The sequence below is a fragment of the Enterobacter cloacae complex sp. 382A5 genome, assembly GCF_050031095.1.
GTDB classification, from domain to species: Bacteria; Pseudomonadota; Gammaproteobacteria; order Enterobacterales; family Enterobacteriaceae; genus Enterobacter; species Enterobacter cloacae.
Window position 1 is genome coordinate 34,591 of record NZ_JBLGVK010000002.1, and the last position, 24,797, is coordinate 59,387.

At 54.7% G+C, this 24,797-nt stretch carries 23 protein-coding genes and 6 pseudogenes; 14 read left to right on the forward strand and 15 right to left on the reverse strand.

Annotation, left to right across the window (positions count from 1 at the left end; genetic code table 11):
- Window positions 1-35: 35 nt before the first annotated feature.
- Together ACQG2G_RS22775 and ACQG2G_RS22780 are read left to right on the forward strand one after the other, a co-directional pair.
- Entirely contained in the window at window positions 36-1,031 is a 996-nt protein-coding gene (locus ACQG2G_RS22775; RefSeq protein ID WP_000128596.1) for an ATPase, T2SS/T4P/T4SS family, read from the forward strand.
- Window positions 1,031-1,564: a phospholipase D family protein gene (locus tag ACQG2G_RS22780; RefSeq protein WP_000792636.1), complete on the forward strand. Its 534-nt coding sequence runs from the start codon at window positions 1,031-1,033 to the stop codon at window positions 1,562-1,564. Before ACQG2G_RS22775 ends, ACQG2G_RS22780 begins: the two co-directional genes overlap by 1 nt.
- 172 nt (window positions 1,565-1,736) lie before the next feature.
- On the opposite strand, the gene ACQG2G_RS22785 is transcribed toward ACQG2G_RS22780, so the two are convergent.
- The 5 genes from ACQG2G_RS22785 to intI1 all read right to left on the reverse strand — a co-directional run bounded on the left by ACQG2G_RS22785 (window position 1,737) and on the right by intI1 (window position 4,660).
- Window positions 1,737-2,051 (reverse strand): hypothetical protein, encoded by a 315-nt coding sequence (locus ACQG2G_RS22785; RefSeq protein ID WP_000091613.1) that lies wholly within the window; start codon window positions 2,049-2,051, stop codon window positions 1,737-1,739.
- Window positions 2,052-2,305: 254 nt separating this feature from the next.
- Complete coding sequence (locus ACQG2G_RS22790) at window positions 2,306-2,662, reverse strand: cupin domain-containing protein (RefSeq protein ID WP_000215515.1); 357 nt, start codon at window positions 2,660-2,662, stop codon at window positions 2,306-2,308.
- The gene (locus ACQG2G_RS22795) at window positions 2,652-3,053 is read right to left on the reverse strand and encodes a HepT-like ribonuclease domain-containing protein (RefSeq protein WP_001293886.1); all 402 of its coding nucleotides are present in this window, start codon (window positions 3,051-3,053) and stop codon (window positions 2,652-2,654) included. The genes ACQG2G_RS22790 and ACQG2G_RS22795 overlap by 11 nt, the downstream gene beginning before the upstream one ends.
- Entirely contained in the window at window positions 3,050-3,340 is a 291-nt protein-coding gene (locus ACQG2G_RS22800) for a nucleotidyltransferase family protein (protein ID WP_001247892.1), read from the reverse strand. The genes ACQG2G_RS22795 and ACQG2G_RS22800 overlap by 4 nt, the downstream gene beginning before the upstream one ends.
- A 306-nt stretch (window positions 3,341-3,646) precedes the next feature.
- Window positions 3,647-4,660 (reverse strand): class 1 integron integrase IntI1, encoded by a 1,014-nt coding sequence (intI1, locus tag ACQG2G_RS22805; RefSeq protein WP_000845048.1) that lies wholly within the window; start codon window positions 4,658-4,660, stop codon window positions 3,647-3,649.
- Window positions 4,661-4,816: 156 nt separating this feature from the next.
- Here intI1 and dfrA15 point away from each other — a divergent pair, with 156 nt between their 5' ends.
- The 6 genes and pseudogenes from dfrA15 to ACQG2G_RS22835 all read left to right on the forward strand — a co-directional run.
- Window positions 4,817-5,290 carry a trimethoprim-resistant dihydrofolate reductase DfrA15 gene (gene dfrA15 / locus ACQG2G_RS22810; protein ID WP_001355915.1) on the forward strand — a complete coding sequence of 158 codons (474 nt, stop codon included), beginning with the start codon at window positions 4,817-4,819 and terminating at the stop codon, window positions 5,288-5,290.
- 101 nt (window positions 5,291-5,391) lie between these two features.
- Window positions 5,392-6,230 (forward strand): annotated as a pseudogene (aadA1, locus tag ACQG2G_RS22815) (ANT(3'')-Ia family aminoglycoside nucleotidyltransferase AadA1).
- 116 nt (window positions 6,231-6,346) lie between these two features.
- Window positions 6,347-6,694, forward strand: a complete 348-nt coding sequence (locus ACQG2G_RS22820) for a quaternary ammonium compound efflux SMR transporter QacE delta 1 (protein WP_000679427.1) — start codon at window positions 6,347-6,349, stop codon at window positions 6,692-6,694.
- A complete protein-coding gene (sul1, locus tag ACQG2G_RS22825) occupies window positions 6,688-7,527 on the forward strand; it encodes a sulfonamide-resistant dihydropteroate synthase Sul1 (protein ID WP_000259031.1) in 840 nt (279 codons plus the stop codon). The genes ACQG2G_RS22820 and sul1 overlap by 7 nt, the downstream gene beginning before the upstream one ends.
- 127 nt (window positions 7,528-7,654) lie before the next feature.
- The gene (locus tag ACQG2G_RS22830; protein WP_000376623.1) at window positions 7,655-8,155 is read left to right on the forward strand and encodes a GNAT family N-acetyltransferase; all 501 of its coding nucleotides are present in this window, start codon (window positions 7,655-7,657) and stop codon (window positions 8,153-8,155) included.
- A gap of 506 nt (window positions 8,156-8,661) precedes the next feature.
- Window positions 8,662-9,156, forward strand: a pseudogene (locus ACQG2G_RS22835) (IS6-like element IS6100 family transposase); the annotation flags it as partial.
- Between the two features lie 52 nt (window positions 9,157-9,208).
- On the opposite strand, the gene ACQG2G_RS22840 reads toward ACQG2G_RS22835, so the two are convergent.
- From ACQG2G_RS22840 to ACQG2G_RS22865, 6 genes and pseudogenes are all read right to left on the reverse strand, one after another.
- On the reverse strand, window positions 9,209-9,913 hold the full coding sequence (locus ACQG2G_RS22840; protein ID WP_001067855.1) for an IS6-like element IS26 family transposase: 705 nt from the start codon (window positions 9,911-9,913) through the stop codon (window positions 9,209-9,211).
- An 85-nt stretch (window positions 9,914-9,998) separates the two neighbouring features.
- A pseudogene (locus tag ACQG2G_RS22845) lies at window positions 9,999-10,262 on the reverse strand (transposase); the annotation flags it as partial.
- Between the two features lie 52 nt (window positions 10,263-10,314).
- Window positions 10,315-10,608, reverse strand: coding sequence for an AAA family ATPase (locus ACQG2G_RS22850; RefSeq protein WP_000587836.1), 294 nt, complete (start codon window positions 10,606-10,608; stop codon window positions 10,315-10,317).
- A gap of 12 nt (window positions 10,609-10,620) precedes the next feature.
- Window positions 10,621-11,481, reverse strand: a complete 861-nt coding sequence (aac(3)-IIe, locus tag ACQG2G_RS22855) for an aminoglycoside N-acetyltransferase AAC(3)-IIe (RefSeq protein ID WP_000557452.1) — start codon at window positions 11,479-11,481, stop codon at window positions 10,621-10,623.
- 141 nt (window positions 11,482-11,622) lie between these two features.
- The gene (locus tag ACQG2G_RS22860) at window positions 11,623-12,483 is read right to left on the reverse strand and encodes a broad-spectrum class A beta-lactamase TEM-1 (RefSeq protein WP_000027057.1); all 861 of its coding nucleotides are present in this window, start codon (window positions 12,481-12,483) and stop codon (window positions 11,623-11,625) included.
- A gap of 182 nt (window positions 12,484-12,665) precedes the next feature.
- Window positions 12,666-13,223: a recombinase family protein gene (locus tag ACQG2G_RS22865; protein WP_001235713.1), complete on the reverse strand. Its 558-nt coding sequence runs from the start codon at window positions 13,221-13,223 to the stop codon at window positions 12,666-12,668.
- 163 nt (window positions 13,224-13,386) lie between these two features.
- On the opposite strand from ACQG2G_RS22865, the pseudogene ACQG2G_RS22870 reads away from it, so the two are divergent.
- The 3 genes and pseudogenes from ACQG2G_RS22870 to ACQG2G_RS22880 all read left to right on the forward strand — a co-directional run.
- Window positions 13,387-13,593 (forward strand): annotated as a pseudogene (locus ACQG2G_RS22870) (DUF4158 domain-containing protein); the annotation flags it as partial.
- A 193-nt stretch (window positions 13,594-13,786) separates the two neighbouring features.
- The gene (locus ACQG2G_RS22875; protein ID WP_000608644.1) at window positions 13,787-15,049 is read left to right on the forward strand and encodes an IS1380-like element ISEcp1 family transposase; all 1,263 of its coding nucleotides are present in this window, start codon (window positions 13,787-13,789) and stop codon (window positions 15,047-15,049) included.
- Window positions 15,050-15,304: 255 nt separating this feature from the next.
- Window positions 15,305-16,180, forward strand: coding sequence for an extended-spectrum class A beta-lactamase CTX-M-15 (locus ACQG2G_RS22880; RefSeq protein WP_000239590.1), 876 nt, complete (start codon window positions 15,305-15,307; stop codon window positions 16,178-16,180).
- 46 nt (window positions 16,181-16,226) lie between these two features.
- Here the strand turns inward: ACQG2G_RS22880 and ACQG2G_RS22885 are convergent, their stop codons facing one another.
- Window positions 16,227-16,520, reverse strand: a complete 294-nt coding sequence (locus ACQG2G_RS22885; RefSeq protein WP_116961751.1) for a WbuC family cupin fold metalloprotein — start codon at window positions 16,518-16,520, stop codon at window positions 16,227-16,229.
- A 64-nt stretch (window positions 16,521-16,584) separates the two neighbouring features.
- Between ACQG2G_RS22885 and ACQG2G_RS22890 the strand changes: the two are divergent.
- Window positions 16,585-19,335: pseudogene (locus tag ACQG2G_RS22890) on the forward strand (Tn3-like element Tn3 family transposase); the annotation flags it as partial.
- A gap of 117 nt (window positions 19,336-19,452) precedes the next feature.
- On the opposite strand, the gene tetR(A) reads toward ACQG2G_RS22890, so the two are convergent.
- Window positions 19,453-20,103 carry a tetracycline resistance transcriptional repressor TetR(A) gene (gene tetR(A), locus ACQG2G_RS22895; RefSeq protein ID WP_000164043.1) on the reverse strand — a complete coding sequence of 217 codons (651 nt, stop codon included), beginning with the start codon at window positions 20,101-20,103 and terminating at the stop codon, window positions 19,453-19,455.
- A gap of 105 nt (window positions 20,104-20,208) precedes the next feature.
- On the opposite strand from tetR(A), the gene tet(A) reads away from it, so the two are divergent.
- Window positions 20,209-21,408, forward strand: a complete 1,200-nt coding sequence (gene tet(A), locus ACQG2G_RS22900) for a tetracycline efflux MFS transporter Tet(A) (RefSeq protein WP_000804064.1) — start codon at window positions 20,209-20,211, stop codon at window positions 21,406-21,408.
- A gap of 31 nt (window positions 21,409-21,439) precedes the next feature.
- Here tet(A) and ACQG2G_RS22905 read toward each other — a convergent pair whose 3' ends face one another.
- Window positions 21,440-22,324 carry a DMT family transporter gene (locus tag ACQG2G_RS22905; RefSeq protein ID WP_000058717.1) on the reverse strand — a complete coding sequence of 295 codons (885 nt, stop codon included), beginning with the start codon at window positions 22,322-22,324 and terminating at the stop codon, window positions 21,440-21,442.
- 137 nt (window positions 22,325-22,461) lie between these two features.
- On the reverse strand, window positions 22,462-22,854 hold the full coding sequence (locus ACQG2G_RS22910) for a cysteine hydrolase family protein (RefSeq protein WP_001351729.1): 393 nt from the start codon (window positions 22,852-22,854) through the stop codon (window positions 22,462-22,464).
- Window positions 22,855-22,857: 3 nt separating this feature from the next.
- Between ACQG2G_RS22910 and ACQG2G_RS22915 the strand changes: the two are divergent.
- Window positions 22,858-24,609: pseudogene (locus ACQG2G_RS22915) on the forward strand (Tn3-like element TnAs1 family transposase); the annotation flags it as partial.
- Window positions 24,610-24,797 lie beyond the last annotated feature (188 nt).

Consider the following 24,797-nt stretch of genomic DNA (forward strand, 5'->3'; position numbering starts at 1 on the left):
GGGCGCTTAGCGCCCGCTTTTCTTCAGGAGTAATCATGACTGATGCAGCTTTCTATCAACTTGGCCCACTGCGCGAGTATTTAGAAGATCCTACTGTTTTTGAAATTCGCATTAACTGCTTTCAGGAAGTTATCTGTGATACGTTCAGCGGCCGCAGGGTTGTGCAGAACGCGGCAATTACGGCAGATTTTATTAGGAACCTTGCTAAATCGTTGGTGAGCAGCAACAAGCTGACCATGCAGGCCATTAATGACGTGATCCTGCCTGGCGGGATCAGGGGCGTTATCTGTCTGCCCCCTGCGGTGATTGACGGTACAACGGCCGTAGCGTTTCGTAAGGATTTGGCGGCCGATAAAAATCTGGAGCAGCTGACCAGCGAGGGGATTTTCAGTGACTGCCGGAAGATTACCGGCAGCAAGCAAAGCCTAACGGATGATGATTTTTTCCTTAAAGAGCTGCACAGCAGCGAAAAATGGCCCGCATTCCTGCAAACCGCCGTTGAGAAGAAACGCACTATCGTGATCTGCGGTGAAACCGGGTCGGGGAAAACGGTACTCACGCGCGCGCTGTTAAAATCGCTACATAAAGACGAGCGTGTAATTATTTTAGAAGACGTTCACGAAGTCACGGTCGATCACGTTGTAGAAGCCGTTTATATGATGTACGGCGATGCAGGAAAGATCGGCCGCGTCAGCGCCACTGATGCCCTGCGAGCCTGTATGCGTCTGACACCGGGCCGTATCATCATGACTGAGCTTAGGGATGATGCTGCGTGGGATTATCTTAAAGCACTTAATACCGGCCATCCAGGCGGTGTTATGTCAACGCACGCTAACTCTGCGCGCGATGCCTTTAACCGTATTGGGCTGCTTATCAAGGCGACCCCTATCGGCCGTATGCTCGATATGAGCGATATTATGCGAATGCTCTACTCCACCATTGACGTTGTGGTGCATATGGAAAAGCGGAAAATCAAAGAAATTTATTTTGACCCTGAATATAAAATGCAGTGTGTGAACGGGAGCCTGTAATGAAAAACTTAGCAACCTGGCTTCTGGCCGCAGCATTTACGACAGCCGCCCTGCCCGCCTTTGCGGTGGAACCATCCGTTCAGGTTGGCTACTCGCCTGAAGGAAGCGCCCGCGTTCTCGTCCTGAGCGCCATTGACTCCGCAAAAACCTCGATACGGATGATGGCTTATTCTTTTACCGCCCCGGATATTATGAAAGCACTGGTAGCAGCCAAAAAACGGGGAGTTGATGTGAAAATCGTAATTGATGAAAGGGGCAATACGGGGCGCGCCAGCATTGCGGCCATGAACTACATAGCGAACAGCGGCATCCCTTTGCGTACTGACAGTGATTTCCCTATCCAGCATGACAAGGTGATCATCGTGGATAATGTGACCGTTGAAACTGGCAGCTTTAATTTCACCAAAGCGGCCGAAACGAAAAACTCGGAGAATGCGGTGGTGATCTGGAACATGCCTAAGCTCGCTGAATCATTCCTCGAACACTGGCAAGACCGCTGGAATCGGGGGAGAGACTACCGTTCCAGCTACTGAATACTGACCGCCAAAAGGCGGTTTTTTTGTTCAAAGAAACTGATCTCAGTATCGCGCCCGGGGCAGCTGGCCAACGTCGCCGGCATCGCGCCGGCAAAAATCGAAAAACAGAAATATCAGCAAGATAGCTTAAACAGGTGTCGGGAAATTTCGTTGAGATATTTTGAAGGAATCACAGTGTAAGCAGGCGCTTTTTCAGGGAGGCGCGTTCTTGCGGGTTGCGTCCCTTGTGATTGGCGATGCGATCCGCCGTGGCGGCCTGGCGCTTGACGGGCCAGTAGGAGCGGCCATCCTTGCCCATCGACCAGACGCTGCTGGCCTGGTTTTCCAGCAGGGGCAGATGGGCGCTCAGGGCTTCGGGCGACGCGCTGGTCAGCGCCGTGCGCTCACGGGTGCGCCAGCGCTGATGCCAGAGCTTCTTGTCCTCGCGCTCGCTGCCGCAGGTCGTGTGCCCGACGATGGGTGTTTTGCGGCGGCTGCGGCTCATAACGTAGTGGTCTCCAAGAACATTCAGGACTGATCCCAGGCGTCGATGGTCAAGACCTGATCGGCAGGACAGGCGGCTACGCGGTCGGGAACTGGATGGTGTTCAGTCTCATGCCGACCCCATTCGATTGATCGCGTCGCTTGCGGCACGCTGCGACGCAAGGAGGTTTGCGACCTGGTTTAGCAGCCGTGTCCGCTGCATGTCTGTTACCTATCTCCCCGACCGCTCATTGGACCAACTCCAGAGATTGGGCTCTATCGCTCAGCCAATACGAAACCGGCATTGGCTGATGCCACAACCGAGACTAACACAAATGGCTCGGTACCTGTATTTCGCGCCCCGTGCACTTGGCCCGGTCTTGCCACGGCTATCTCACCTTCCCTGAGGGCACGAACAATCCCATTGCCCTGAAAGTAATCAGCCATTCCCGACAAAACAGTCCACGTGTCTTGGCCGTGAGGATGAATGTGAGCCGCAATTTCCTGCCCGGGATGGACATGCCAAACCACGATAATTGAGTCTCGGGTTTCAAGCACAACGGAACGAATAGGCTCGCCTTCGGACGGCTGAACATACTCGGCTACAGAAAATATTCTCGATTCAACAGTCATCGGAGATCCCTCTTTCACAGTTGTCGTTACGGTCTTCATCGTCGGCATCCTGACGCACGGCGGGCAATTGCTGGAGCAACGCCGGCAGCCATTCCTGTACCGTCTCCCACACCACATCGAGGTTGATGTCGAAATAGCCGTGAGCCATGCGATTACGCATATTGCGCATGCTGCGCCACGGCACGTCGGCATGCGCCTGGGTGAACTCGACGTAGCCATCCATCACCTTTGTGGCCGCCTCGCCGATGACGATCAGGCTCATGATGACGGCCTGCTGGGTGCGCTTGTCGGCCAAGAAGTCGTCCTTGGCCATCCCTTCCACGAAGCTGCGCGCATCGGTTGCGGCCTGCTGAATGTGGTCGAGGTAATCGGGCAGGCGGTTCTCGCTCATATCGGTTGCGCCTCCGCGAGCACCTTGGCCCGGAACTTCGGCGGCAGGTCGCCGGGAGTCAGCAGATCGACGTCAACGCCGAGCAGCGATTTCAGTTCTTCTTCCAAATCGCCCAAGTCCAACAACGTGGCACCGGGCAGCGCATCGACCAACAGGTCGAGGTCGCTGCCATCCCGGTCGGTGCCATGCAGCACCGAGCCGAAGACGCGCGGGTTCGCGGCGCGAAAGCGGCCTACCGCTTCACGCACTGCGCTTCGCTTCATGTCAAGCACAACAGACGGTCGCATGCGCATCCTTTCTTATCGAAACTCGTTGAGATGATGTGCAATCAAGAATAGAATTTCAAGAACTATTTTCGAGAATCGCAATGCCTTGATTCCCGTGCCGCGCCTGTCGTTTTCAGAAGACGGCTGCACTGAACGTCAGAAGCCGACTGCACTATAGCAGCGGAGGGGTTGGATCCATCAGGCAACGACGGGCTGCTGCCGGCCATCAGCGGACGCAGGGAGGACTTTCCGCAACCGGCCGTTCGATGCGGCACCGATGGCCTTCGCGCAGGGGTAGTGAATCCGCCAGGATTGACTTGCGCTGCCCTACCTCTCACTAGTGAGGGGCGGCAGCGCATCAAGCGGTGAGCGCACTCCGGCACCGCCAACTTTCAGCACATGCGTGTAAATCATCGTCGTAGAGACGTCGGAATGGCCGAGCAGATCCTGCACGGTTCGAATGTCGTAACCGCTGCGGAGCAAGGCCGTCGCGAACGAGTGGCGGAGGGTGTGCGGTGTGGCGGGCTTCGTGATGCCTGCTTGTTCTACGGCACGTTTGAAGGCGCGCTGAAAGGTCTGGTCATACATGTGATGGCGACGCACGACACCGCTCCGTGGATCGGTCGAATGCGTGTGCTGCGCAAAAACCCAGAACCACGGCCAGGAATGCCCGGCGCGCGGATACTTCCGCTCAAGGGCGTCGGGAAGCGCAACGCCGCTGCGGCCCTCGGCCTGGTCCTTCAGCCACCATGCCCGTGCACGCGACAGCTGCTCGCGCAGGCTGGGTGCCAAGCTCTCGGGTAACATCAAGGCCCGATCCTTGGAGCCCTTGCCCTCCCGCACGATGATCGTGCCGTGATCGAAATCCAGATCCTTGACCCGCAGTTGCAAACCCTCACTGATCCGCATGCCCGTTCCATACAGAAGCTGGGCGAACAAACGATGCTCGCCTTCCAGAAAACCGAGGATGCGAACCACTTCATCCGGGGTCAGCACCACCGGCAAGCGCCGCGACGGCCGAGGTCTTCCGATCTCCTGAAGCCAGGGCAGATCCGTGCACAGCACCTTGCCGTAGAAGAACAGCAAGGCCGCCAATGCCTGACGATGCGTGGAGACCGAAACCTTGCGCTCGTTCGCCAGCCAGGACAGAAATGCCTCGACTTCGCTGCTGCCCAAGGTTGCCGGGTGACGCACACCGTGGAAACGGATGAAGGCACGAACCCAGTGGACATAAGCCTGTTCGGTTCGTAAACTGTAATGCAAGTAGCGTATGCGCTCACGCAACTGGTCCAGAACCTTGACCGAACGCAGCGGTGGTAACGGCGCAGTGGCGGTTTTCATGGCTTGTTATGACTGTTTTTTTGTACAGTCTATGCCTCGGGCATCCAAGCAGCAAGCGCGTTACGCCGTGGGTCGATGTTTGATGTTATGGAGCAGCAACGATGTTACGCAGCAGGGCAGTCGCCCTAAAACAAAGTTAACCCCTAAGGAAGTATCGTGAAACTATCACTAATGGCAGCAATTTCGAAGAATGGAGTTATCGGAAATGGCCCAGATATTCCATGGAGTGCCAAAGGGGAACAATTACTCTTCAAAGCGATTACCTATAATCAGTGGCTTTTGGTAGGCCGAAAGACTTTCGAGTCAATGGGGGCTTTACCCAACCGAAAATATGCCGTTGTAACTCGTTCAAGCTTCACTTCCAGTGATGAGAATGTATTGGTATTTCCATCTATCGATGAAGCGCTAAATCATCTGAAGACGATAACGGATCATGTGATTGTGTCTGGTGGTGGTGAAATATACAAAAGCCTGATCGATAAAGTTGATACTTTACATATTTCAACAATCGACATTGAGCCAGAAGGTGATGTCTATTTTCCAGAAATCCCCAGTAGTTTTAGGCCAGTTTTTAGCCAAGACTTCGTGTCTAACATAAATTATAGTTACCAAATCTGGCAAAAGGGTTAACAAGTGGCAGCAACTGACCGCCAAAAGTGTCACTTGTTTTGCCAAAAAGCCGGCAAAACAAGCGCCAATTTTGTCGGCAGCTGTGCCAGGCGTTAAACATCATGAGGGAAGCGGTGATCGCCGAAGTATCGACTCAACTATCAGAGGTAGTTGGCGTCATCGAGCGCCATCTCGAACCGACGTTGCTGGCCGTACATTTGTACGGCTCCGCAGTGGATGGCGGCCTGAAGCCACACAGTGATATTGATTTGCTGGTTACGGTGACCGTAAGGCTTGATGAAACAACGCGGCGAGCTTTGATCAACGACCTTTTGGAAACTTCGGCTTCCCCTGGAGAGAGCGAGATTCTCCGCGCTGTAGAAGTCACCATTGTTGTGCACGACGACATCATTCCGTGGCGTTATCCAGCTAAGCGCGAACTGCAATTTGGAGAATGGCAGCGCAATGACATTCTTGCAGGTATCTTCGAGCCAGCCACGATCGACATTGATCTGGCTATCTTGCTGACAAAAGCAAGAGAACATAGCGTTGCCTTGGTAGGTCCAGCGGCGGAGGAACTCTTTGATCCGGTTCCTGAACAGGATCTATTTGAGGCGCTAAATGAAACCTTAACGCTATGGAACTCGCCGCCCGACTGGGCTGGCGATGAGCGAAATGTAGTGCTTACGTTGTCCCGCATTTGGTACAGCGCAGTAACCGGCAAAATCGCGCCGAAGGATGTCGCTGCCGACTGGGCAATGGAGCGCCTGCCGGCCCAGTATCAGCCCGTCATACTTGAAGCTAGACAGGCTTATCTTGGACAAGAAGAAGATCGCTTGGCCTCCCGCGCAGATCAGTTGGAAGAATTTGTTCACTACGTGAAAGGCGAGATCACCAAGGTAGTCGGCAAATAATGTCTAACAATTCGTTCAAGCCGACGCCGCTTCGCGGCGCGGCTTAACTCAAGCGTTAGATGCACTAAGCACATAATTGCTCACAGCCAAACTATCAGGTCAAGTCTGCTTTTATTATTTTTAAGCGTGCATAATAAGCCCTACACAAATTGGGAGATATATCATGAAAGGCTGGCTTTTTCTTGTTATCGCAATAGTTGGCGAAGTAATCGCAACATCCGCATTAAAATCTAGCGAGGGCTTTACTAAGCTTGCCCCTTCCGCCGTTGTCATAATCGGTTATGGCATCGCATTTTATTTTCTTTCTCTGGTTCTGAAATCCATCCCTGTCGGTGTTGCTTATGCAGTCTGGTCGGGACTCGGCGTCGTCATAATTACAGCCATTGCCTGGTTGCTTCATGGGCAAAAGCTTGATGCGTGGGGCTTTGTAGGTATGGGGCTCATAATTGCTGCCTTTTTGCTCGCCCGATCCCCATCGTGGAAGTCGCTGCGGAGGCCGACGCCATGGTGACGGTGTTCGGCATTCTGAATCTCACCGAGGACTCCTTCTTCGATGAGAGCCGGCGGCTAGACCCCGCCGGCGCTGTCACCGCGGCGATCGAAATGCTGCGAGTCGGATCAGACGTCGTGGATGTCGGACCGGCCGCCAGCCATCCGGACGCGAGGCCTGTATCGCCGGCCGATGAGATCAGACGTATTGCGCCGCTCTTAGACGCCCTGTCCGATCAGATGCACCGTGTTTCAATCGACAGCTTCCAACCGGAAACCCAGCGCTATGCGCTCAAGCGCGGCGTGGGCTACCTGAACGATATCCAAGGATTTCCTGACCCTGCGCTCTATCCCGATATTGCTGAGGCGGACTGCAGGCTGGTGGTTATGCACTCAGCGCAGCGGGATGGCATCGCCACCCGCACCGGTCACCTTCGACCCGAAGACGCGCTCGACGAGATTGTGCGGTTCTTCGAGGCGCGGGTTTCCGCCTTGCGACGGAGCGGGGTCGCTGCCGACCGGCTCATCCTCGATCCGGGGATGGGATTTTTCTTGAGCCCCGCACCGGAAACATCGCTGCACGTGCTGTCGAACCTTCAAAAGCTGAAGTCGGCGTTGGGGCTTCCGCTATTGGTCTCGGTGTCGCGGAAATCCTTCTTGGGCGCCACCGTTGGCCTTCCTGTAAAGGATCTGGGTCCAGCGAGCCTTGCGGCGGAACTTCACGCGATCGGCAATGGCGCTGACTACGTCCGCACCCACGCGCCTGGAGATCTGCGAAGCGCAATCACCTTCTCGGAAACCCTCGCGAAATTTCGCAGTCGCGACGCCAGAGACCGAGGGTTAGATCATGCCTAGCATTCACCTTCCGGCCGCCCGCTAGCGGACCCTGGTCAGGTTCCGCGAAGGTGGGCGCAGACATGCTGGGCTCGTCAGGATCAAACTGCACTATGAGGCGGCGGTTCATACCGCGCCAGGGGAGCGAATGGACAGCGAGGAGCCTCCGAACGTTCGGGTCGCCTGCTCGGGTGATATCGACGAGGTTGTGCGGCTGATGCACGACGCTGCGGCGTGGATGTCCGCCAAGGGAACGCCCGCCTGGGACGTCGCGCGGATCGACCGGACATTCGCGGAGACCTTCGTCCTGAGATCCGAGCTCCTAGTCGCGAGTTGCAGCGACGGCATCGTCGGCTGTTGCACCTTGTCGGCCGAGGATCCCGAGTTCTGGCCCGACGCCCTCAAGGGGGAGGCCGCATATCTGCACAAGCTCGCGGTGCGACGGACACATGCGGGCCGGGGTGTCAGCTCCGCGCTGATCGAGGCTTGCCGCCATGCCGCGCGAACGCAGGGGTGCGCCAAGCTGCGGCTCGACTGCCACCCGAACCTGCGTGGCCTATACGAGCGGCTCGGATTCACCCACGTCGACACTTTCAATCCCGGCTGGGATCCAACCTTCATCGCAGAACGCCTAGAACTCGAAATCTAACGTCCGTTCGGGCATCGAGGTCCATGTCGGGGTGGGACGGGCCCGTGGCTTCAAGATCACTTGCAGTCCGACCGCGATGTCTTGGTTGCGCGAGAGGTTGTCGATATCCTCCACTTCCATCATCAACCCTGGATAATGCCGCCGCCGTCATCGCCGCCGACGCCCGTGCCGGGCTTTTCGGGCCTGTCAGGCTTGCTCGGCCTTCAGCCTGCCTGGGCGAGATCTCCGGCGGACGGATTAACGGCGGAGCTTCGCCGCCTTTCGTGCGTGTGAAGGCCGAAGATAGTTCTCTCAAAAACATCCGTTTATGAGAGATACCAAATGTCATTTTCAGAAGACGACTGCACCAGTTGATTGGGCGTAATGGCTGTTGTGCAGCCAGCTCCTGACAGTTCAATATCAGAAGTGATCTGCACCAATCTCGACTATGCTCAATACTCGTGTGGGCTCTGTTGCAAAAATCGTGAAGCTTGAGCATGCTTGGCGGAGATTGGACGGACGGAACGATGACGGATTTCAAGTGGCGCCATTTCCAGGGTGATGTGATCCTGTGGGCGGTGCGCTGGTATTGTCGCTATCCGATCAGCTATCGCGACCTTGAGGAAATGCTGGCGGAACGCGGCATTTCGGTCGACCATACGACGATCTATCGCTGGGTCCAGTGCTACGCCCCGGAGATGGAGAAGCGGCTGCGCTGGTTCTGGCGGCGTGGCTTTGATCCGAGCTGGCGCCTGGATGAAACCTACGTCAAGGTGCGGGGCAAGTGGACCTACCTGTACCGGGCAGTCGACAAGCGGGGCGACACGATCGATTTCTACCTGTCGCCGACCCGCAGCGCCAAGGCAGCGAAGCGGTTCCTGGGCAAGGCCCTGCGAGGCCTGAAGCACTGGGAAAAGCCTGCCACGCTCAATACCGACAAAGCGCCGAGCTATGGTGCAGCGATCACCGAATTGAAGCGCGAAGGAAAGCTGGACCGGGAGACGGCCCACCGGCAGGTGAAGGGCACTGTTGCAAAGTTAGCGATGAGGCAGCCTTTTGTCTTATTCAAAGGCCTTACATTTCAAAAACTCTGCTTACCAGGCGCATTTCGCCCAGGGGATCACCATAATAAAATGCTGAGGCCTGGCCTTTGCGTAGTGCACGCATCACCTCAATACCTTTGATGGTGGCGTAAGCCGTCTTCATGGATTTAAATCCCAGCGTGGCGCCGATTATCCGTTTCAGTTTGCCATGATCGCATTCAATCACGTTGTTCCGGTACTTAATCTGTCGGTGTTCAACGTCAGACGGGCACCGGCCTTCGCGTTTGAGCAGAGCAAGCGCGCGACCATAGGCGGGCGCTTTATCCGTGTTGATGAATCGCGGGATCTGCCACTTCTTCACGTTGTTGAGGATTTTACCCAGAAACCGGTATGCAGCTTTGCTGTTACGACGGGAGGAGAGATAAAAATCGACAGTGCGGCCCCGGCTGTCGACGGCCCGGTACAGATACGCCCAGCGGCCATTGACCTTCACGTAGGTTTCATCCATGTGCCACGGGCAAAGATCGGAAGGGTTACGCCAGTACCAGCGCAGCCGTTTTTCCATTTCAGGCGCATAACGCTGAACCCAGCGGTAAATCGTGGAGTGATCGACATTCACTCCGCGTTCAGCCAGCATCTCCTGCAGCTCACGGTAACTGATGCCGTATTTGCAGTACCAGCGTACGGCCCACAGAATGATGTCACGCTGAAAATGCCGGCCTTTGAATGGGTTCATGTGCAGCTCCATCAGCAAAAGGGGATGATAAGTTTATCACCACCGACTATTTGCAACAGTGCCCTTTGCCGAGCGCTCCGGCTAAAAAATCATTCTCCAATGTCAGTTCGCCTATTTTGGCGTGCAGCGTTTTGACATCGACGGTTGGACCTGCCGGTTCCGCCTTCGCTTCATCGCCGAAAACGCCTGTCGCCCCATCAAGGAGCTGGTCTTTCCACTGTTTGATCTGGTTGGCATGCACGTCGAACTGCTGGGACAATTCCACCAGCGTCTGCTCACCTCGGATCGCGGCGAGCGCCACTTTTGCCTTGAAAGCCGGGCTGTGGTTCCGGCGCGGTCGTCTTGTCATGGTATCTCCTGTTCCCGGCATCTAAGCCGAAGTCAGGCAGAAATTCCACTTATCACCGCTGTGCAGATTTCCCGAGCCACCTCTGATAGTCCGGGTGCACGAGCGTCATTGGGATGATGATGTCCTGCGAGTAATTCCTGCGAATCTCGCTGACCGCAGCGATCGTAAGTCCCCTCCACAAGGGGAGATCCTGATAGTCTCCGCTCGCTGGTATGGGGACCGTTTCTTTCACCACGAACCCGATTTCCTCAGGGTCAAAGATCAGCGATTTCGGACGCCGATCGCGCAGCCGCTCAGCGAGAGTCGTCTTTCCGGCGCCGAAAGGTCCGTTGATCCAGATTATCATTGTCGACGGCCTCTAACCGGAAGGCTCGCAAGAGCGCTGGGCGGCTTCGTGTGCTGGCACGATCGGAGTGGCTCCGAAGTGCTTCTCAAGATAGGTGACGCCGAACGTCACGATGTCCTGCGCGTCGAACAGGTAGCACTGAGCAAAGCCCACGACACCTTCTCGATGGCGACCGAGCTTCACGTAAGCATTTGCTATAGTTTCGACCGCATCCGGCTTTCCTTCGATAGCAAAGCAATCGAGAATGCCGTTTGAATCGTATTCTGATGCCGTTTTCCAGGCGACTTCACCGTTTCTTCCAAGCATCGGCATCTCATACGTCACCCATCGTTTGTTGGGGATATCCGCAACCGCCTCGGCGTAGTGCAATGCGGTAACGGAGTTTAGCGGCGCACCCAACAGCAGGGCCTTCCCGCCAAGGCGGACGAACCGCTCGACGGGCGACCCTTCCCCCAAGGCGTGACCGAGTTCGTGAGGCTCCGTCAGCGTTTCAGCTAGCGGACCAACCGCGACCATCGATGCATCGGGGTGCGCGCTGCGCCGCGCGCCGGGGGCTTGAACCAGAAATTGATTCAGCAGGCCGAACCCACGGTAAGTCCCGGCCGTTGCGGGATCGAACGGCGGCCAGGTACGGCGGGCTTTGTCATCCAACCGAGCGCCATTCAGAGTCTCCTCGTAGGGTGATCGGTCCCACGACGCGTATCCCATCACAGTGCCAGTCGGCCCAACCGCGGAGCGTAACGCGGCAACGACCGTCTCCGCTCCTCCTTCGACCGGACCAATCGCTTTAAGTGAGGCATGCACCATCAACAGGTCACCGGTTTGGACTCCGAGTTTTCGAATTGCCTCCGTTATTGCCTTCCGCGTATGCATCGCGATATCTCCTCTAAACTGCAAAACACTATACCTATCGAGAGGCACTGTTGCAAAGTTAGCGATGAGGCAGCCTTTTGTCTTATTCAAAGGCCTTACATTTCAAATCTAAAGTATATATGAGTAAACTTGGTCTGACAGTTACCAATGCTTAATCAGTGAGGCACCTATCTCAGCGATCTGTCTATTTCGTTCATCCATAGTTGCCTGACTCCCCGTCGTGTAGATAACTACGATACGGGAGGGCTTACCATCTGGCCCCAGTGCTGCAATGATACCGCGAGACCCACGCTCACCGGCTCCAGATTTATCAGCAATAAACCAGCCAGCCGGAAGGGCCGAGCGCAGAAGTGGTCCTGCAACTTTATCCGCCTCCATCCAGTCTATTAATTGTTGCCGGGAAGCTAGAGTAAGTAGTTCGCCAGTTAATAGTTTGCGCAACGTTGTTGCCATTGCTGCAGGCATCGTGGTGTCACGCTCGTCGTTTGGTATGGCTTCATTCAGCTCCGGTTCCCAACGATCAAGGCGAGTTACATGATCCCCCATGTTGTGCAAAAAAGCGGTTAGCTCCTTCGGTCCTCCGATCGTTGTCAGAAGTAAGTTGGCAGCAGTGTTATCACTCATGGTTATGGCAGCACTGCATAATTCTCTTACTGTCATGCCATCCGTAAGATGCTTTTCTGTGACTGGTGAGTACTCAACCAAGTCATTCTGAGAATAGTGTATGCGGCGACCGAGTTGCTCTTGCCCGGCGTCAACACGGGATAATACCGCACCACATAGCAGAACTTTAAAAGTGCTCATCATTGGAAAACGTTCTTCGGGGCGAAAACTCTCAAGGATCTTACCGCTGTTGAGATCCAGTTCGATGTAACCCACTCGTGCACCCAACTGATCTTCAGCATCTTTTACTTTCACCAGCGTTTCTGGGTGAGCAAAAACAGGAAGGCAAAATGCCGCAAAAAAGGGAATAAGGGCGACACGAAAATGTTGAATACTCATACTCTTCCTTTTTCAATATTATTGAAGCATTTACCAGGGTTATTGTCTCATGAGCGGATACATATTTGAATGTATTTAGAAAAATAAACAAATAGGGGTTCCGCGCACATTTCCCCGAAAAGTGCCACCTGACGTCTAAGAAACCATTATTATCATGACATTAACCTATAAAAATAGGCGTATCACGAGGCCCTTTCGTCTTCAAGAATTTTATAAACCGTGGAGCGGGCAATACTGAGCTGATGAGCAATTTCCGTTGCACCAGTGCCCTTCTGATGAAGCGTCAGCACGACGTTCCTGTCCACGGTACGCCTGCGGCCAAATTTGATTCCTTTCAGCTTTGCTTCCTGTCGGCCCTCATTCGTGCGTTCTAGGATCCTCCGGCGTTCAGCCTGTGCCACAGCCGACAGGATGGTGACCACCATTTGCCCCATATCACCGTCGGTACTGATCCCGTCATCAATGAACCGGACTGCCACGCCCTGAGCGTCAAATTCCTTTATCAGTTGGATCATATCGGCAGTGTCGCGGCCAAGACGGTCGAGCTTCTTAACCAGAATGACATCACCTTCCTCCACCTTCATCCTCAGCAAATCCAGCCCTTCCCGGTCTGTTGAACTGCCGGATGCCTTATCGGTAAATATACGGTTTGCTTTCACACCTGCGTCTTTGAGTGCTCTGACCTGAAGATCAAGAGACTGCTGACTGGTTGAGACCCGAGCGTAACCAAAAAGTCGCATAAAAATGTACCTTAAATCGAATATCGGACAACTCATGTCTATTATTACAAATTTACGATTTAATAGACATATTAATGTAACAGTTTTACGATGTCCGATAATTTATAACATTTCGTACGGTTGGAAAAATGTTACTAAATGCCCGTCAGGCAGGGAGGCCGATATGCCCGTTGACTTTCTGACCACTGAGCAGACTGAAAGCTATGGCAGATTCACCGGTGAACCGGATGAGCTTCAGCTGGCACGATATTTTCACCTTGATGAAGCAGACAAGGAATTTATCGGAAAAAGCAGAGGTGATCACAACCGTCTGGGCATTGCCCTGCAAATTGGATGTGTCCGTTTTCTGGGCACCTTCCTCACCGATATGAATCATACCTAGATTCTACGTCAGTACTTCAAAAAGCATAATCAAAGCCTTGATAAATATGCATTCCTTCGAAATTCAGCTTTCACCCATTGGGTGAAAGAAAAGTGCTCAAAAATATGTTAAATTATCAGCTTTTATGACTCGATATATGGTAAAATAATAGTAAGAAAAGTAGTAAAAAGGGGTTCTAATTATGATTAATAAAATTGATTTCAAAGCTAAGAATCTAACATCAAATGCAGGTCTTTTTCTGCTCCTTGAGAATGCAAAAAGCAATGGGATTTTTGATTTTATTGAAAATGACCTCGTATTTGATAATGACTCAACAAATAAAATCAAGATGAATCATATAAAGACCATGCTCTGCGGTCACTTCATTGGCATTGATAAGTTAGAACGTCTAAAGCTACTTCAAAATGATCCCCTCGTCAACGAGTTTGATATTTCCGTAAAAGAACCTGAAACAGTGTCACGGTTTCTAGGAAACTTCAACTTCAAGACAACCCAAATGTTTAGAGACATTAATTTTAAAGTCTTTAAAAAACTGCTCACTAAAAGTAAATTGACATCCATTACGATTGATATTGATAGTAGTGTAATTAACGTAGAAGGTCATCAAGAAGGTGCGTCAAAAGGATATAATCCTAAGAAACTGGGAAACCGATGCTACAATATCCAATTTGCATTTTGCGACGAATTAAAAGCATATGTTACCGGATTTGTAAGAAGTGGCAATACTTACACTGCAAACGGTGCTGCGGAAATGATCAAAGAAATTGTTGCTAACATCAAATCAGACGATTTAGAAATTTTATTTCGAATGGATAGTGGCTACTTTGATGAAAAAATTATCGAAACGATAGAATCTCTTGGATGCAAATATTTAATTAAAGCCAAAAGTTATTCTACACTCACCTCACAAGCAACGAATTCATCAATTGTATTCGTTAAAGGAGAAGAAGGTAGAGAAACTACAGAACTGTATACAAAATTAGTTAAATGGGAAAAAGACAGAAGATTTGTCGTATCTCGCGTACTGAAACCAGAAAAAGAAAGAGCACAATTATCACTTTTAGAAGGTTCCGAATACGACTACTTTTTCTTTGTAACAAATACTACCTTGCTTTCTGAAAAAGTAGTTATATACTATGAAAAGCGTGGTAATGCTGAAAACTATATCAAAGAAGCCAAATACGACATGGCGGTGGGTCATCTCTTGCTAAAGTCATTTTGGGCGAATGAAGCCGTGTTTCAAATGATGATGCTTTCATATAACCTATTTTTGTTGTTCAAGTTTGATTCCTTGGACTCTTCAGAATACAGACAGCAAATAAAGACCTTTCGTTTGAAGTATGTATTTCTTGCAGCAAAAATAATCAAAACCGCAAGATATGTAATCATGAAGTTGTCGGAAAACTATCCGTACAAGGGAGTGTATGAAAAATGTCTGGTATAATAAGAATATCATCAATAAAATTGAGTGTTGCTCTGTGGATAACTTGCAGAGTTTATTAAGTATCATTGCAGCAAAGATGAAATCAATGATTTATCAAAAATGATTGAAAGGTGGTTGTAAATAATGTTACAATGTGTGAGAAGCAGTCTAAATTCTTCGTGAAATAGTGATTTTTGAAGCTAATAAAAAACACACGTGGAATTTAGGGACTATTCATGTTGTTGTTATTTCGTATCTTCCAGAATAAGGAATCCCATGGTTAAAAAATCACTGCGCCAGTTCACGCTGATGGCGACGGCAACCGTCACGCTGTTGTTAGGAAGTGTGCCGCTGTATGCGCAAACGGCGGACGTACAGCAAAAACTTGCCGAATTAGAGCGGCAGTCGGGAGGCAGACTGGGTGTGGCATTGATTAACACAGCAGATAATTCGCAAATACTTTATCGTGCTGATGAGCGCTTTGCGATGTGCAGCACCAGTAAAGTGATGGCCGCGGCCGCGGTGCTGAAGAAAAGTGAAAGCGAACCGAATCTGTTAAATCAGCGAGTTGAGATCAAAAAATCTGACCTTGTTAACTATAATCCGATTGCGGAAAAGCACGTCAATGGGACGATGTCACTGGCTGAGCTTAGCGCGGCCGCGCTACAGTACAGCGATAACGTGGCGATGAATAAGCTGATTGCTCACGTTGGCGGCCCGGCTAGCGTCACCGCGTTCGCCCGACAGCTGGGAGACGAAACGTTCCGTCTCGACCGTACCGAGCCGACGTTAAACACCGCCATTCCGGGCGATCCGCGTGATACCACTTCACCTCGGGCAATGGCGCAAACTCTGCGGAATCTGACGCTGGGTAAAGCATTGGGCGACAGCCAACGGGCGCAGCTGGTGACATGGATGAAAGGCAATACCACCGGTGCAGCGAGCATTCAGGCTGGACTGCCTGCTTCCTGGGTTGTGGGGGATAAAACCGGCAGCGGTGGCTATGGCACCACCAACGATATCGCGGTGATCTGGCCAAAAGATCGTGCGCCGCTGATTCTGGTCACTTACTTCACCCAGCCTCAACCTAAGGCAGAAAGCCGTCGCGATGTATTAGCGTCGGCGGCTAAAATCGTCACCGACGGTTTGTAATAGCGGAAACGGAATGGGGAAACTCATTCCGTTTTTGTTTATCGCCTTAGACGGCAAAAGTGCTGTCGCCCACCTGCGCTTGCGCATACCAGGCCATAAGCTCCGTGGTTCCTGGTTCTCCTTCCGCTGGAGCCCAGTGCGCATAGTCATCGGCAGCCACGGGTTGATAGCCACCGTGTTTTACTTCAAAAATTATGCCACCGGTATCCAGCGACAGCACGGCATGCCAGGTTCCTGCGGCCATCTCCAGCACCGTACAGGTTTCCCCCAATATCGCCCGATGGGTGACGGTACCCCGATCGTCAAAATTCAGCACCACGAAACGACCCCTTAATGGCAACAGTAGCTCGAAGGTGTGAGGGTGTCGGTGCGGGCGCACGTAGGTCCCAGGTCATATTCCTTCCGGCGTCCGGCATTTTACCGCCAGACAGCTCGGGATTCGTGATATCACCGTTCTTGCAGAATACGGTCAGAGGGAAAATACCCGCCGTGAGCATGCAGCGCTGATACGTCAGCACTATCAGTATCGTGAATTTGCCTGGCCCTGGACATTTCGCCTTACCCGTCTTTTATATACCCGGAGCTGGATAAGCAACGAACGTCCTGGCCTGCTTTTCGATCTGGCGACAGGGTGGCTTATGCAACATCGTATTATTCTCCCCGGAGCCACTACGCTGACCCGGTTGATTTCAGAGGTAAGGGAAAAGGCGACGTTGCGCCTGTGGAACAAACTGGCACTGATACCGTCAGCCGAACAGCGTTCACAGCTGGAGATGCTGCTGGGGCCAACTGATTGCAGCCGCCTGTCTTTACTGGAATCACTGAAAAAGGGCCCTGTGACCATCAGTGGTCCGGCGTTTAATGAAGCAATTGAACGCTGGAAAACTCTGAACGATTTTGGCCTGCATGCTGAAAACCTGAGTACACTCCCGGCTGTGCGCCTGAAAAATCTCGCACGTTATGCTGGTATGACTTCGGTGTTCAATATTGCCAGGATGTCACCGCAGAAAAGGATGGCGGTTCTGGTTGCCTTTGTCCTTGCATGGGAAACGCTGGCGCTGGATGATGCATTGGACGTTCTGGACGCCATGCTGGCCGTTATCATCCGTGACGCCAGAAAGATTGGGCAGAAAAAACGGCTCCGCTCGCTGAAGGATCTGGATAAATCTGCATTGGCGCTCGCCAGCGCATGTTCGTACCTGCTGAAAGAAGAAACACCGGACGAATCGATTCGTGCTGAGGTGTTCAGCTACATCCCAAGGCAAAAGCTGGCTGAAATCATCACGCTTGTCCGTGAAATTGCCCGGCCCTCAGACGATAATTTTCATGAAGAAATGGTGGAGCAGTACGGGCGCGTTCGTCGTTTCCTGCCCCATCTGCTGAATACCGTTAAATTTTCATCCGCACCTGCCGGGGTTACCACTCTGAATGCCTGTGACTACCTCAGCCGGGAGTTCAGCTCACGGCGGCAGTTTTTTGACGACGCACCAACGGAAATTATCAGTCGGTCATGGAAACGGCTGGTGATTAACAAGGAAAAACATATCACCCGCAGGGGATACACGCTCTGCTTTCTCAGTAAACTGCAGGATAGTCTGAGGCGGAGGGATGTCTACGTTACCGGCAGTAACCGGTGGGGAGATCCTCGTGCAAGATTACTACAGGGTGCTGACTGGCAGGCAAACCGGATTAAGGTTTATCGTTCTTTGGGGCACCCGACAGACCCGCAGGAAGCAATAAAATCTCTGGGTCATCAGCTTGATAGTCGTTACAGACAGGTTGCTGCACGTCTTTGCGAAAATGAGGCTGTCGAACTCGATGTTTCTGGCCCGAAGCCCCGGTTGACAATTTCTCCCCTCGCCAGTCTTGATGAGCCGGACAGTCTGAAACGACTGAGCAAAATGATCAGTGATCTACTCCCTCCGGTGGATTTAACGGAGTTGCTGCTCGAAATTAACGCCCATACCGGATTTGCTGATGAGTTTTTCCATGCTAGTGAAGCCAGTGCCAGAGTTGATGATCTGCCCGTCAGCATCAGCGCCGTGCTGATGGCTGAAGCCTGCAATATCGGTCTGGAACCACTGATCAGATCAAATGTTCCTGCACTGACCCGACACCGGCTGAACTGGACAAAAGCGAACTATCTGCGGGCTGAAACTATCACCAGCGCTAATGCCAGACTGGTTGATTTTCAGGCAACGCTGCCACTGGCACAGATATGGGGTGGAGGAGAAGTGGCATCTGCAGATGGAATGCGCTTTGTTACGCCAGTCAGAACAATCAATGCCGGACCGAACCGCAAATACTTTGGTAATAACAGAGGGATCACCTGGTACAACTTTGTGTCCGATCAGTATTCCGGCTTTCATGGCATCGTTATACCGGGGACGCTGAGGGACTCTATCTTTGTGCTGGAAGGTCTTCTGGAACAGGAGACCGGGCTGAATCCAACCGAAATTATGACCGATACAGCAGGTGCCAGCGAACTTGTCTTTGGCCTTTTCTGGCTGCTGGGATACCAGTTTTCTCCACGCCTGGCTGATGCCGGTGCTTCGGTTTTCTGGCGAATGGACCATGATGCCGACTATGGCGTGCTGAATGATATTGCCAGAGGGCAATCAGATCCCCGAAAAATAGTCCTTCAGTGGGACGAAATGATCCGGACCGCTGGCTCCCTGAAGCTGGGCAAAGTACAGGTTTCAGTGCTGGTCCGTTCATTGCTGAAAAGTGAACGTCCTTCCGGACTGACTCAGGCAATCATTGAAGTGGGGCGCATCAACAAAACGCTGTATCTGCTTAATTATATTGATGATGAAGATTACCGCCGGCGCATTCTGACCCAGCTTAATCGGGGAGAAAGTCGCCATGCCGTTGCCAGAGCCATCTGTCACGGTCAAAAAGGTGAGATAAGAAAACGATATACCGACGGTCAGGAAGATCAACTGGGCACACTGGGGCTGGTCACTAACGCCGTCGTGTTATGGAACACTATTTATATGCAGGCAGCCCTGGATCATCTCCGGGCGCAGGGTGAAACACTGAATGATGAAGATATCGCACGCCTCTCCCCGCTTTGCCACGGACATATCAATATGCTCGGCCATTATTCCTTCACGCTGGCAGAACTGGTGACCAAAGGACATCTGAGACCATTAAAAGAGGCGTCAGAGGCAGAAAACGTTGCTTAACGTGAGTTTTCGTTCCACTGAGCGTCAGACCCCTCTACATGGCTCTGCTGTAGTGAGTGGGTTGCGCTCCGGCAGCGGTCCTGATCAATCGTCACCCTTTCTCGGTCCTTCAACGTTCCTGACAACGAGCCTCCTTTTCGCCAATCCATCGACAATCACCGCGAGTCCCTGCTCGAACGCTGCGTCCGGACCGGCTTCGTCGAAGGCGTCTATCGCGGCCCGCAACAGCGGCGAGAGCGGAGCCTGTTCAACGGTGCCGCCGCGCTCGCCGGCATCGCTGTCGCCGGCCTGCTCCTCAAGCACGGCCCCAACAGTGAAGTAGCTGATTGTCATCAGCGCATTGACGGCGTCCCCGGCCGAAAAACCCGCCTCGCAGAGGAAGCGAAGCTGCGCGTCGGCCGTTTCCATCTGCGGTGCGCCCGGTCGCGTGCCGGCATGGATGCGCGCGCCATCGCGGTAGGCGAGCAGCGCCTGCCTGAAGCTGCGGGCATTCCCGATCAGAAATGAGCGCCAGTCGTCGTCGGCTCTCGGCACCGAATGCGTATGATTCTCCGCCAGCATGGCTTCGGCCAGTGCGTCGAGCAGCGCCCGCTTGTTCCTGAAGTGCCAGTAAAGCGCCGGCTGCTGAACCCCCAACCGTTCCGCCAGTTTGCGTGTCGTCAGACCGTCTACGCCGACCTCGTTCAACAGGTCCAGGGCGGCACGGATCACTGTATTCGGCTGCAACTTTGTCATGCTTGACACTTTATCACTGATAAACATAATATGTCCACCAACTTATCAGTGATAAAGAATCCGCGCGTTCAATCGGACCAGCGGAGGCTGGTCCGGAGGCCAGACGTGAAACCCAACAGACCCCTGATCGTAATTCTGAGCACTGTCGCGCTCGACGCTGTCGGCATCGGCCTGATTATGCCGGTGCTGCCGGGCCTCCTGCGCGATCTGGTTCACTCGAACGACGTCACCGCCCACTATGGCATTCTGCTGGCGCTGTATGCGTTGATGCAATTTGCCTGCGCACCTGTGCTGGGCGCGCTGTCGGATCGTTTCGGGCGGCGGCCGGTCTTGCTCGTCTCGCTGGCCGGCGCTGCTGTCGACTACGCCATCATGGCGACGGCGCCTTTCCTTTGGGTTCTCTATATCGGGCGGATCGTGGCCGGCATCACCGGGGCGACTGGGGCGGTAGCCGGCGCTTATATTGCCGATATCACTGATGGCGATGAGCGCGCGCGGCACTTCGGCTTCATGAGCGCCTGTTTCGGGTTCGGGATGGTCGCGGGACCTGTGCTCGGTGGGCTGATGGGCGGTTTCTCCCCCCACGCTCCGTTCTTCGCCGCGGCAGCCTTGAACGGCCTCAATTTCCTGACGGGCTGTTTCCTTTTGCCGGAGTCGCACAAAGGCGAACGCCGGCCGTTACGCCGGGAGGCTCTCAACCCGCTCGCTTCGTTCCGGTGGGCCCGGGGCATGACCGTCGTCGCCGCCCTGATGGCGGTCTTCTTCATCATGCAACTTGTCGGACAGGTGCCGGCCGCGCTTTGGGTCATTTTCGGCGAGGATCGCTTTCACTGGGACGCGACCACGATCGGCATTTCGCTTGCCGCATTTGGCATTCTGCATTCACTCGCCCAGGCAATGATCACCGGCCCTGTAGCCGCCCGGCTCGGCGAAAGGCGGGCACTCATGCTCGGAATGATTGCCGACGGCACAGGCTACATCCTGCTTGCCTTCGCGACACGGGGATGGATGGCGTTCCCGATCATGGTCCTGCTTGCTTCGGGTGGCATCGGAATGCCGGCGCTGCAAGCAATGTTGTCCAGGCAGGTGGATGAGGAACGTCAGGGGCAGCTGCAAGGCTCACTGGCGGCGCTCACCAGCCTGACCTCGATCGTCGGACCCCTCCTCTTCACGGCGATCTATGCGGCTTCTATAACAACGTGGAACGGGTGGGCATGGATTGCAGGCGCTGCCCTCTACTTGCTCTGCCTGCCGGCGCTGCGTCGCGGGCTTTGGAGCGGCGCAGGGCAACGAGCCGATCGCTGATCGTGGAAACGATAGGCCTATGCCATGCGGGTCAAGGCGACTTCCGGCAAGCTATACGCGCCCTAGGAGTGCGGTTGGAACGTTGGCCCAGCCAGATACTCCCGATCACGAGCAGGACGCCGATGATTTGAAGCGCACTCAGCGTCTGATCCAAGAACAACCATCCTAGCAACACGGCGGTCCCCGGGCTGAGAAAGCCCAGTAAGGAAACAACTGTAGGTTCGAGTCGCGAGATCCCCCGGAACCAAAGGAAGTAGGTTAAACCCGCTCCGATCAGGCCGAGCCACGCCAGGCCGAGAACATTGGTTCCTGTAGGCATCGGGATTGGCGGATCAAACACTAAAGCTACTGGAACGAGCAGAAGTCCTCCGGCCGCCAGTTGCCAGGCGGTAAAGGTGAGCAGAGGCACGGGAGGTTGCCACTTGCGGGTCAGCACGGTTCCGAACGCCATGGAAACCGCCCCCGCCAGGCCCGCTGCGACGCCGACAGGATCTAGCGCTGCGTTTGGTGTCAACACCAACAGCGCCACGCCCGCAGTTCCGCAAATAGCCCCCAGGACCGCCATCAATCGTATCGGGCTACCTAGCAGAGCGGCAGAGATGAACACGACCATCAGCGGCTGCACAGCGCCTACCGTCGCCGCGACCCCGCCCGGCAGGCGGTAGACCGAAATAAACAACAAGCTCCAGAATAGCGAAATATTAAGTGCGCCGAGGATGAAGATGCGCATCCACCAGATTCCCGTTGGAATCTGTCGGACGATCATCACGAGCAATAAACCCGCCGGCAACGCCCGCAGCATCGCGACCGTCATCGGTGAGAAGTTCGGCAGGTATTGGGTGGTGACAATGTAGGTGCTGCCCCAAATGGCAGGTGCTATCGCTGTGAACAATAAATCGGGCGTGCGTAATGACATGCGATTACAAGACCTCCGCTACGGCGATGGGTTTTTGAGAGTTGCAGGCGCCGCGATGACCGCACCCTGACTTGGACTGGCCCTGCCTCGCACCAATCCACCTGCGGCTATGGCCGCGATCATGCGAGGCCCGAAAATTACACGACCTGTACACGTCCGCCGAACCCGGAACGCAACAGAGCTTCGTGGGCATCCCGATCCGGGTCGTAGCAGCAGTCCTGGACCAAACGCACGTCGTAGTCCGCATCACTAGCCCAGGCGACGCTTGAAAGAACAACGCCGGTGGTGCTTATCCCGGCCATGACAAGCGTGCTTACGCCGCGCGTCCGAAGGTCGGCGTCGAGCGCCGTGCCATAAAAGACGCTGGCTCGCGGACATGCATAGAAAAGGTCGCCCCGTTCGATCGCAAGCCCTTCGACGGGCAGACCGGTGCGAAATCGTCCGCTCGGGAGATACGGTGAGATTTGGCGATTCGTCGCCGGCGGCGCATGTTCATACTCTTCGCCGAGCGAAAAGTTGGGGAACAGCACGGGCCGGCCGCGCAAGGCGTGCTGGCAGCCGTGCAGACCCTGCGTGAGATGAACGCCGACAACCTGCGCAAGGTGCCGGCCGATGCACCCACGGCCTTCATCAAGCCGCGCTGGAAGCCGCTGGTGATCACCCCGGAAGGCCTCGACCGGAAATTCTACGAAATCTGCGCCCTGTCCGAGCTGAAGAACGCCCTGCGCTCCGGCGACATCTGGGTCAAGGGCTCGCGGCAGTTCCGCGACTTCGACGACTACCTGCTGCCGGCCGAGAAGTTCGCCGCACTCAAGCGCGAGCAGGCCCTGCCCCTGGCGATCAACCCGAACAGCGACCAGTACCTGGAAGAGCGTTTGCAGCTGCTGGACGAGCAGTTGGCCACCGTCACCCGCCTGGCCAAGGACAACGAGCTGCCCGATGCCATCCTCACCGAGTCAGGGCTGAAAATCACCCCGCTGGATGCGGCGGTGCCGGATCGGGCGCAGGCGCTGATCGACCAAACCAGCCAGTTACTGCCGCGCATCAAGATCACCGAACTGCTGATGGACGTGGACGACTGGACGGGCTTCAGCCGCCACTTCACCCACTTGAAGGACGGGGCCGAGGCCAAAGACAGGACGTTGCTGCTGTCCGCAATCCTCGGTGATGCGATCAACCTCGGGCTGACCAAGATGGCCGAGTCGAGCCCCGGCCTGACCTACGCCAAGCTGTCCTGGCTGCAAGCCTGGCACATCCGCGACGAAACCTATTCGGCGGCCTTGGCCGAGCTGGTCAACCACCAGTATCGCCACGCCTTTGCCGCCCACTGGGGCGACGGCACGACCTCATCCTCCGATGGCCAGCGCTTCCGCGCGGGTGGCCGGGGCGAGAGCACCGGGCACGTCAACCCGAAGTACGGTAGCGAGCCGGGACGGCTGTTCTATACCCATATCTCCGACCAGTACGCGCCGTTCAGCACCCGCGTGGTGAATGTCGGCGTCCGCGATTCCACCTATGTGCTCGACGGCCTGCTGTACCACGAGTCCGACCTGCGGATCGAGGAGCACTACACCGACACGGCCGGCTTCACCGATCACGTCTTTGCCCTGATGCACCTGCTAGGCTTCCGCTTCGCGCCGCGCATCCGCGACCTCGGCGAAACCAAGCTGTACGTGCCGCAGGGCGTGCAAGCCTACCCGACGTTGCGCCCGCTGATCGGCGGCACCCTGAACATCAAGCACGTGCGTGCCCACTGGGACGACATCCTGCGCCTGGCCAGCTCGATCAAGCAGGGCACCGTCACCGCCTCGCTGATGCTGCGCAAGCTCGGCAGCTACCCGCGCCAGAACGGACTGGCCGTGGCCCTGCGCGAGCTGGGCCGGATCGAGCGCACGCTGTTCATCCTGGACTGGCTGCAAAGTGTTGAACTGCGCCGCCGCGTGCATGCCGGCCTGAACAAAGGTGAGGCGCGCAACTCGCTGGCCAGGGCGGTGTTCTTCAACCGCCTTGGGGAAATCAGGGATCGGAGCTTCGAGCAGCAGCGCTACCGGGCCAGCGGCCTCAACCTGGTGACGGCGGCTATCGTGCTGTGGAACACGGTGTACCTGGAACGCGCCACCCAGGGGTTGGTCGAGGCCGGCAAGCCGGTGGACGGCGAGCTGCTGCAATTCCTGTCGCCGCTGGGCTGGGAGCACATCAACCTAACCGGCGATTACGTCTGGCGGCAGAGCCGCAGACTGGAAGACGGGAAGTTTCGGCCCTTACGGATGCCCGGAAAACCTTAGCGTACGATTTTTTCCGAATTCTGCGGGCTCCCCGATTGGGGCTCTCATCTGTACTCGATACCTGAAAGAAAGTGCACCGCATACCGGGCCTGCCCCCGATATTGCTGGAAGCGTACTCCTGACGTCAGGAATAGCTCTCCTCACCGCCACCATAGCTCATACTTCGGAATGGGCCACCCACAAAGCCG

What these genes read in the sequence shown, in the direction of transcription:
- ACQG2G_RS22775 (WP_000128596.1), top strand. Translation starts at nt 36, where the DNA reads ATGACTGATGCAGCTTTCTATCAACTTGGCCCACTGCGCGAGTATTTA.
- ACQG2G_RS22780 (WP_000792636.1), top strand. Translation starts at nt 1,031, where the DNA reads ATGAAAAACTTAGCAACCTGGCTTCTGGCCGCAGCATTTACGACAGCC.
- ACQG2G_RS22785 (WP_000091613.1), bottom strand. Translation starts at nt 2,051, where the DNA reads ATGAGCCGCAGCCGCCGCAAAACACCCATCGTCGGGCACACGACCTGC.
- ACQG2G_RS22790 (WP_000215515.1), bottom strand. Translation starts at nt 2,662, where the DNA reads ATGACTGTTGAATCGAGAATATTTTCTGTAGCCGAGTATGTTCAGCCG.
- ACQG2G_RS22795 (WP_001293886.1), bottom strand. Translation starts at nt 3,053, where the DNA reads ATGAGCGAGAACCGCCTGCCCGATTACCTCGACCACATTCAGCAGGCC.
- ACQG2G_RS22800 (WP_001247892.1), bottom strand. Translation starts at nt 3,340, where the DNA reads ATGCGACCGTCTGTTGTGCTTGACATGAAGCGAAGCGCAGTGCGTGAA.
- intI1 (WP_000845048.1), bottom strand. Translation starts at nt 4,660, where the DNA reads ATGAAAACCGCCACTGCGCCGTTACCACCGCTGCGTTCGGTCAAGGTT.
- ACQG2G_RS22820 (WP_000679427.1), top strand. Translation starts at nt 6,347, where the DNA reads ATGAAAGGCTGGCTTTTTCTTGTTATCGCAATAGTTGGCGAAGTAATC.
- sul1 (WP_000259031.1), top strand. Translation starts at nt 6,688, where the DNA reads ATGGTGACGGTGTTCGGCATTCTGAATCTCACCGAGGACTCCTTCTTC.
- ACQG2G_RS22830 (WP_000376623.1), top strand. Translation starts at nt 7,655, where the DNA reads ATGGACAGCGAGGAGCCTCCGAACGTTCGGGTCGCCTGCTCGGGTGAT.
- ACQG2G_RS22840 (WP_001067855.1), bottom strand. Translation starts at nt 9,913, where the DNA reads ATGAACCCATTCAAAGGCCGGCATTTTCAGCGTGACATCATTCTGTGG.
- ACQG2G_RS22850 (WP_000587836.1), bottom strand. Translation starts at nt 10,608, where the DNA reads ATGATAATCTGGATCAACGGACCTTTCGGCGCCGGAAAGACGACTCTC.
- ACQG2G_RS22860 (WP_000027057.1), bottom strand. Translation starts at nt 12,483, where the DNA reads ATGAGTATTCAACATTTTCGTGTCGCCCTTATTCCCTTTTTTGCGGCA.
- ACQG2G_RS22865 (WP_001235713.1), bottom strand. Translation starts at nt 13,223, where the DNA reads ATGCGACTTTTTGGTTACGCTCGGGTCTCAACCAGTCAGCAGTCTCTT.
- ACQG2G_RS22875 (WP_000608644.1), top strand. Translation starts at nt 13,787, where the DNA reads ATGATTAATAAAATTGATTTCAAAGCTAAGAATCTAACATCAAATGCA.
- ACQG2G_RS22880 (WP_000239590.1), top strand. Translation starts at nt 15,305, where the DNA reads ATGGTTAAAAAATCACTGCGCCAGTTCACGCTGATGGCGACGGCAACC.
- ACQG2G_RS22905 (WP_000058717.1), bottom strand. Translation starts at nt 22,324, where the DNA reads ATGTCATTACGCACGCCCGATTTATTGTTCACAGCGATAGCACCTGCC.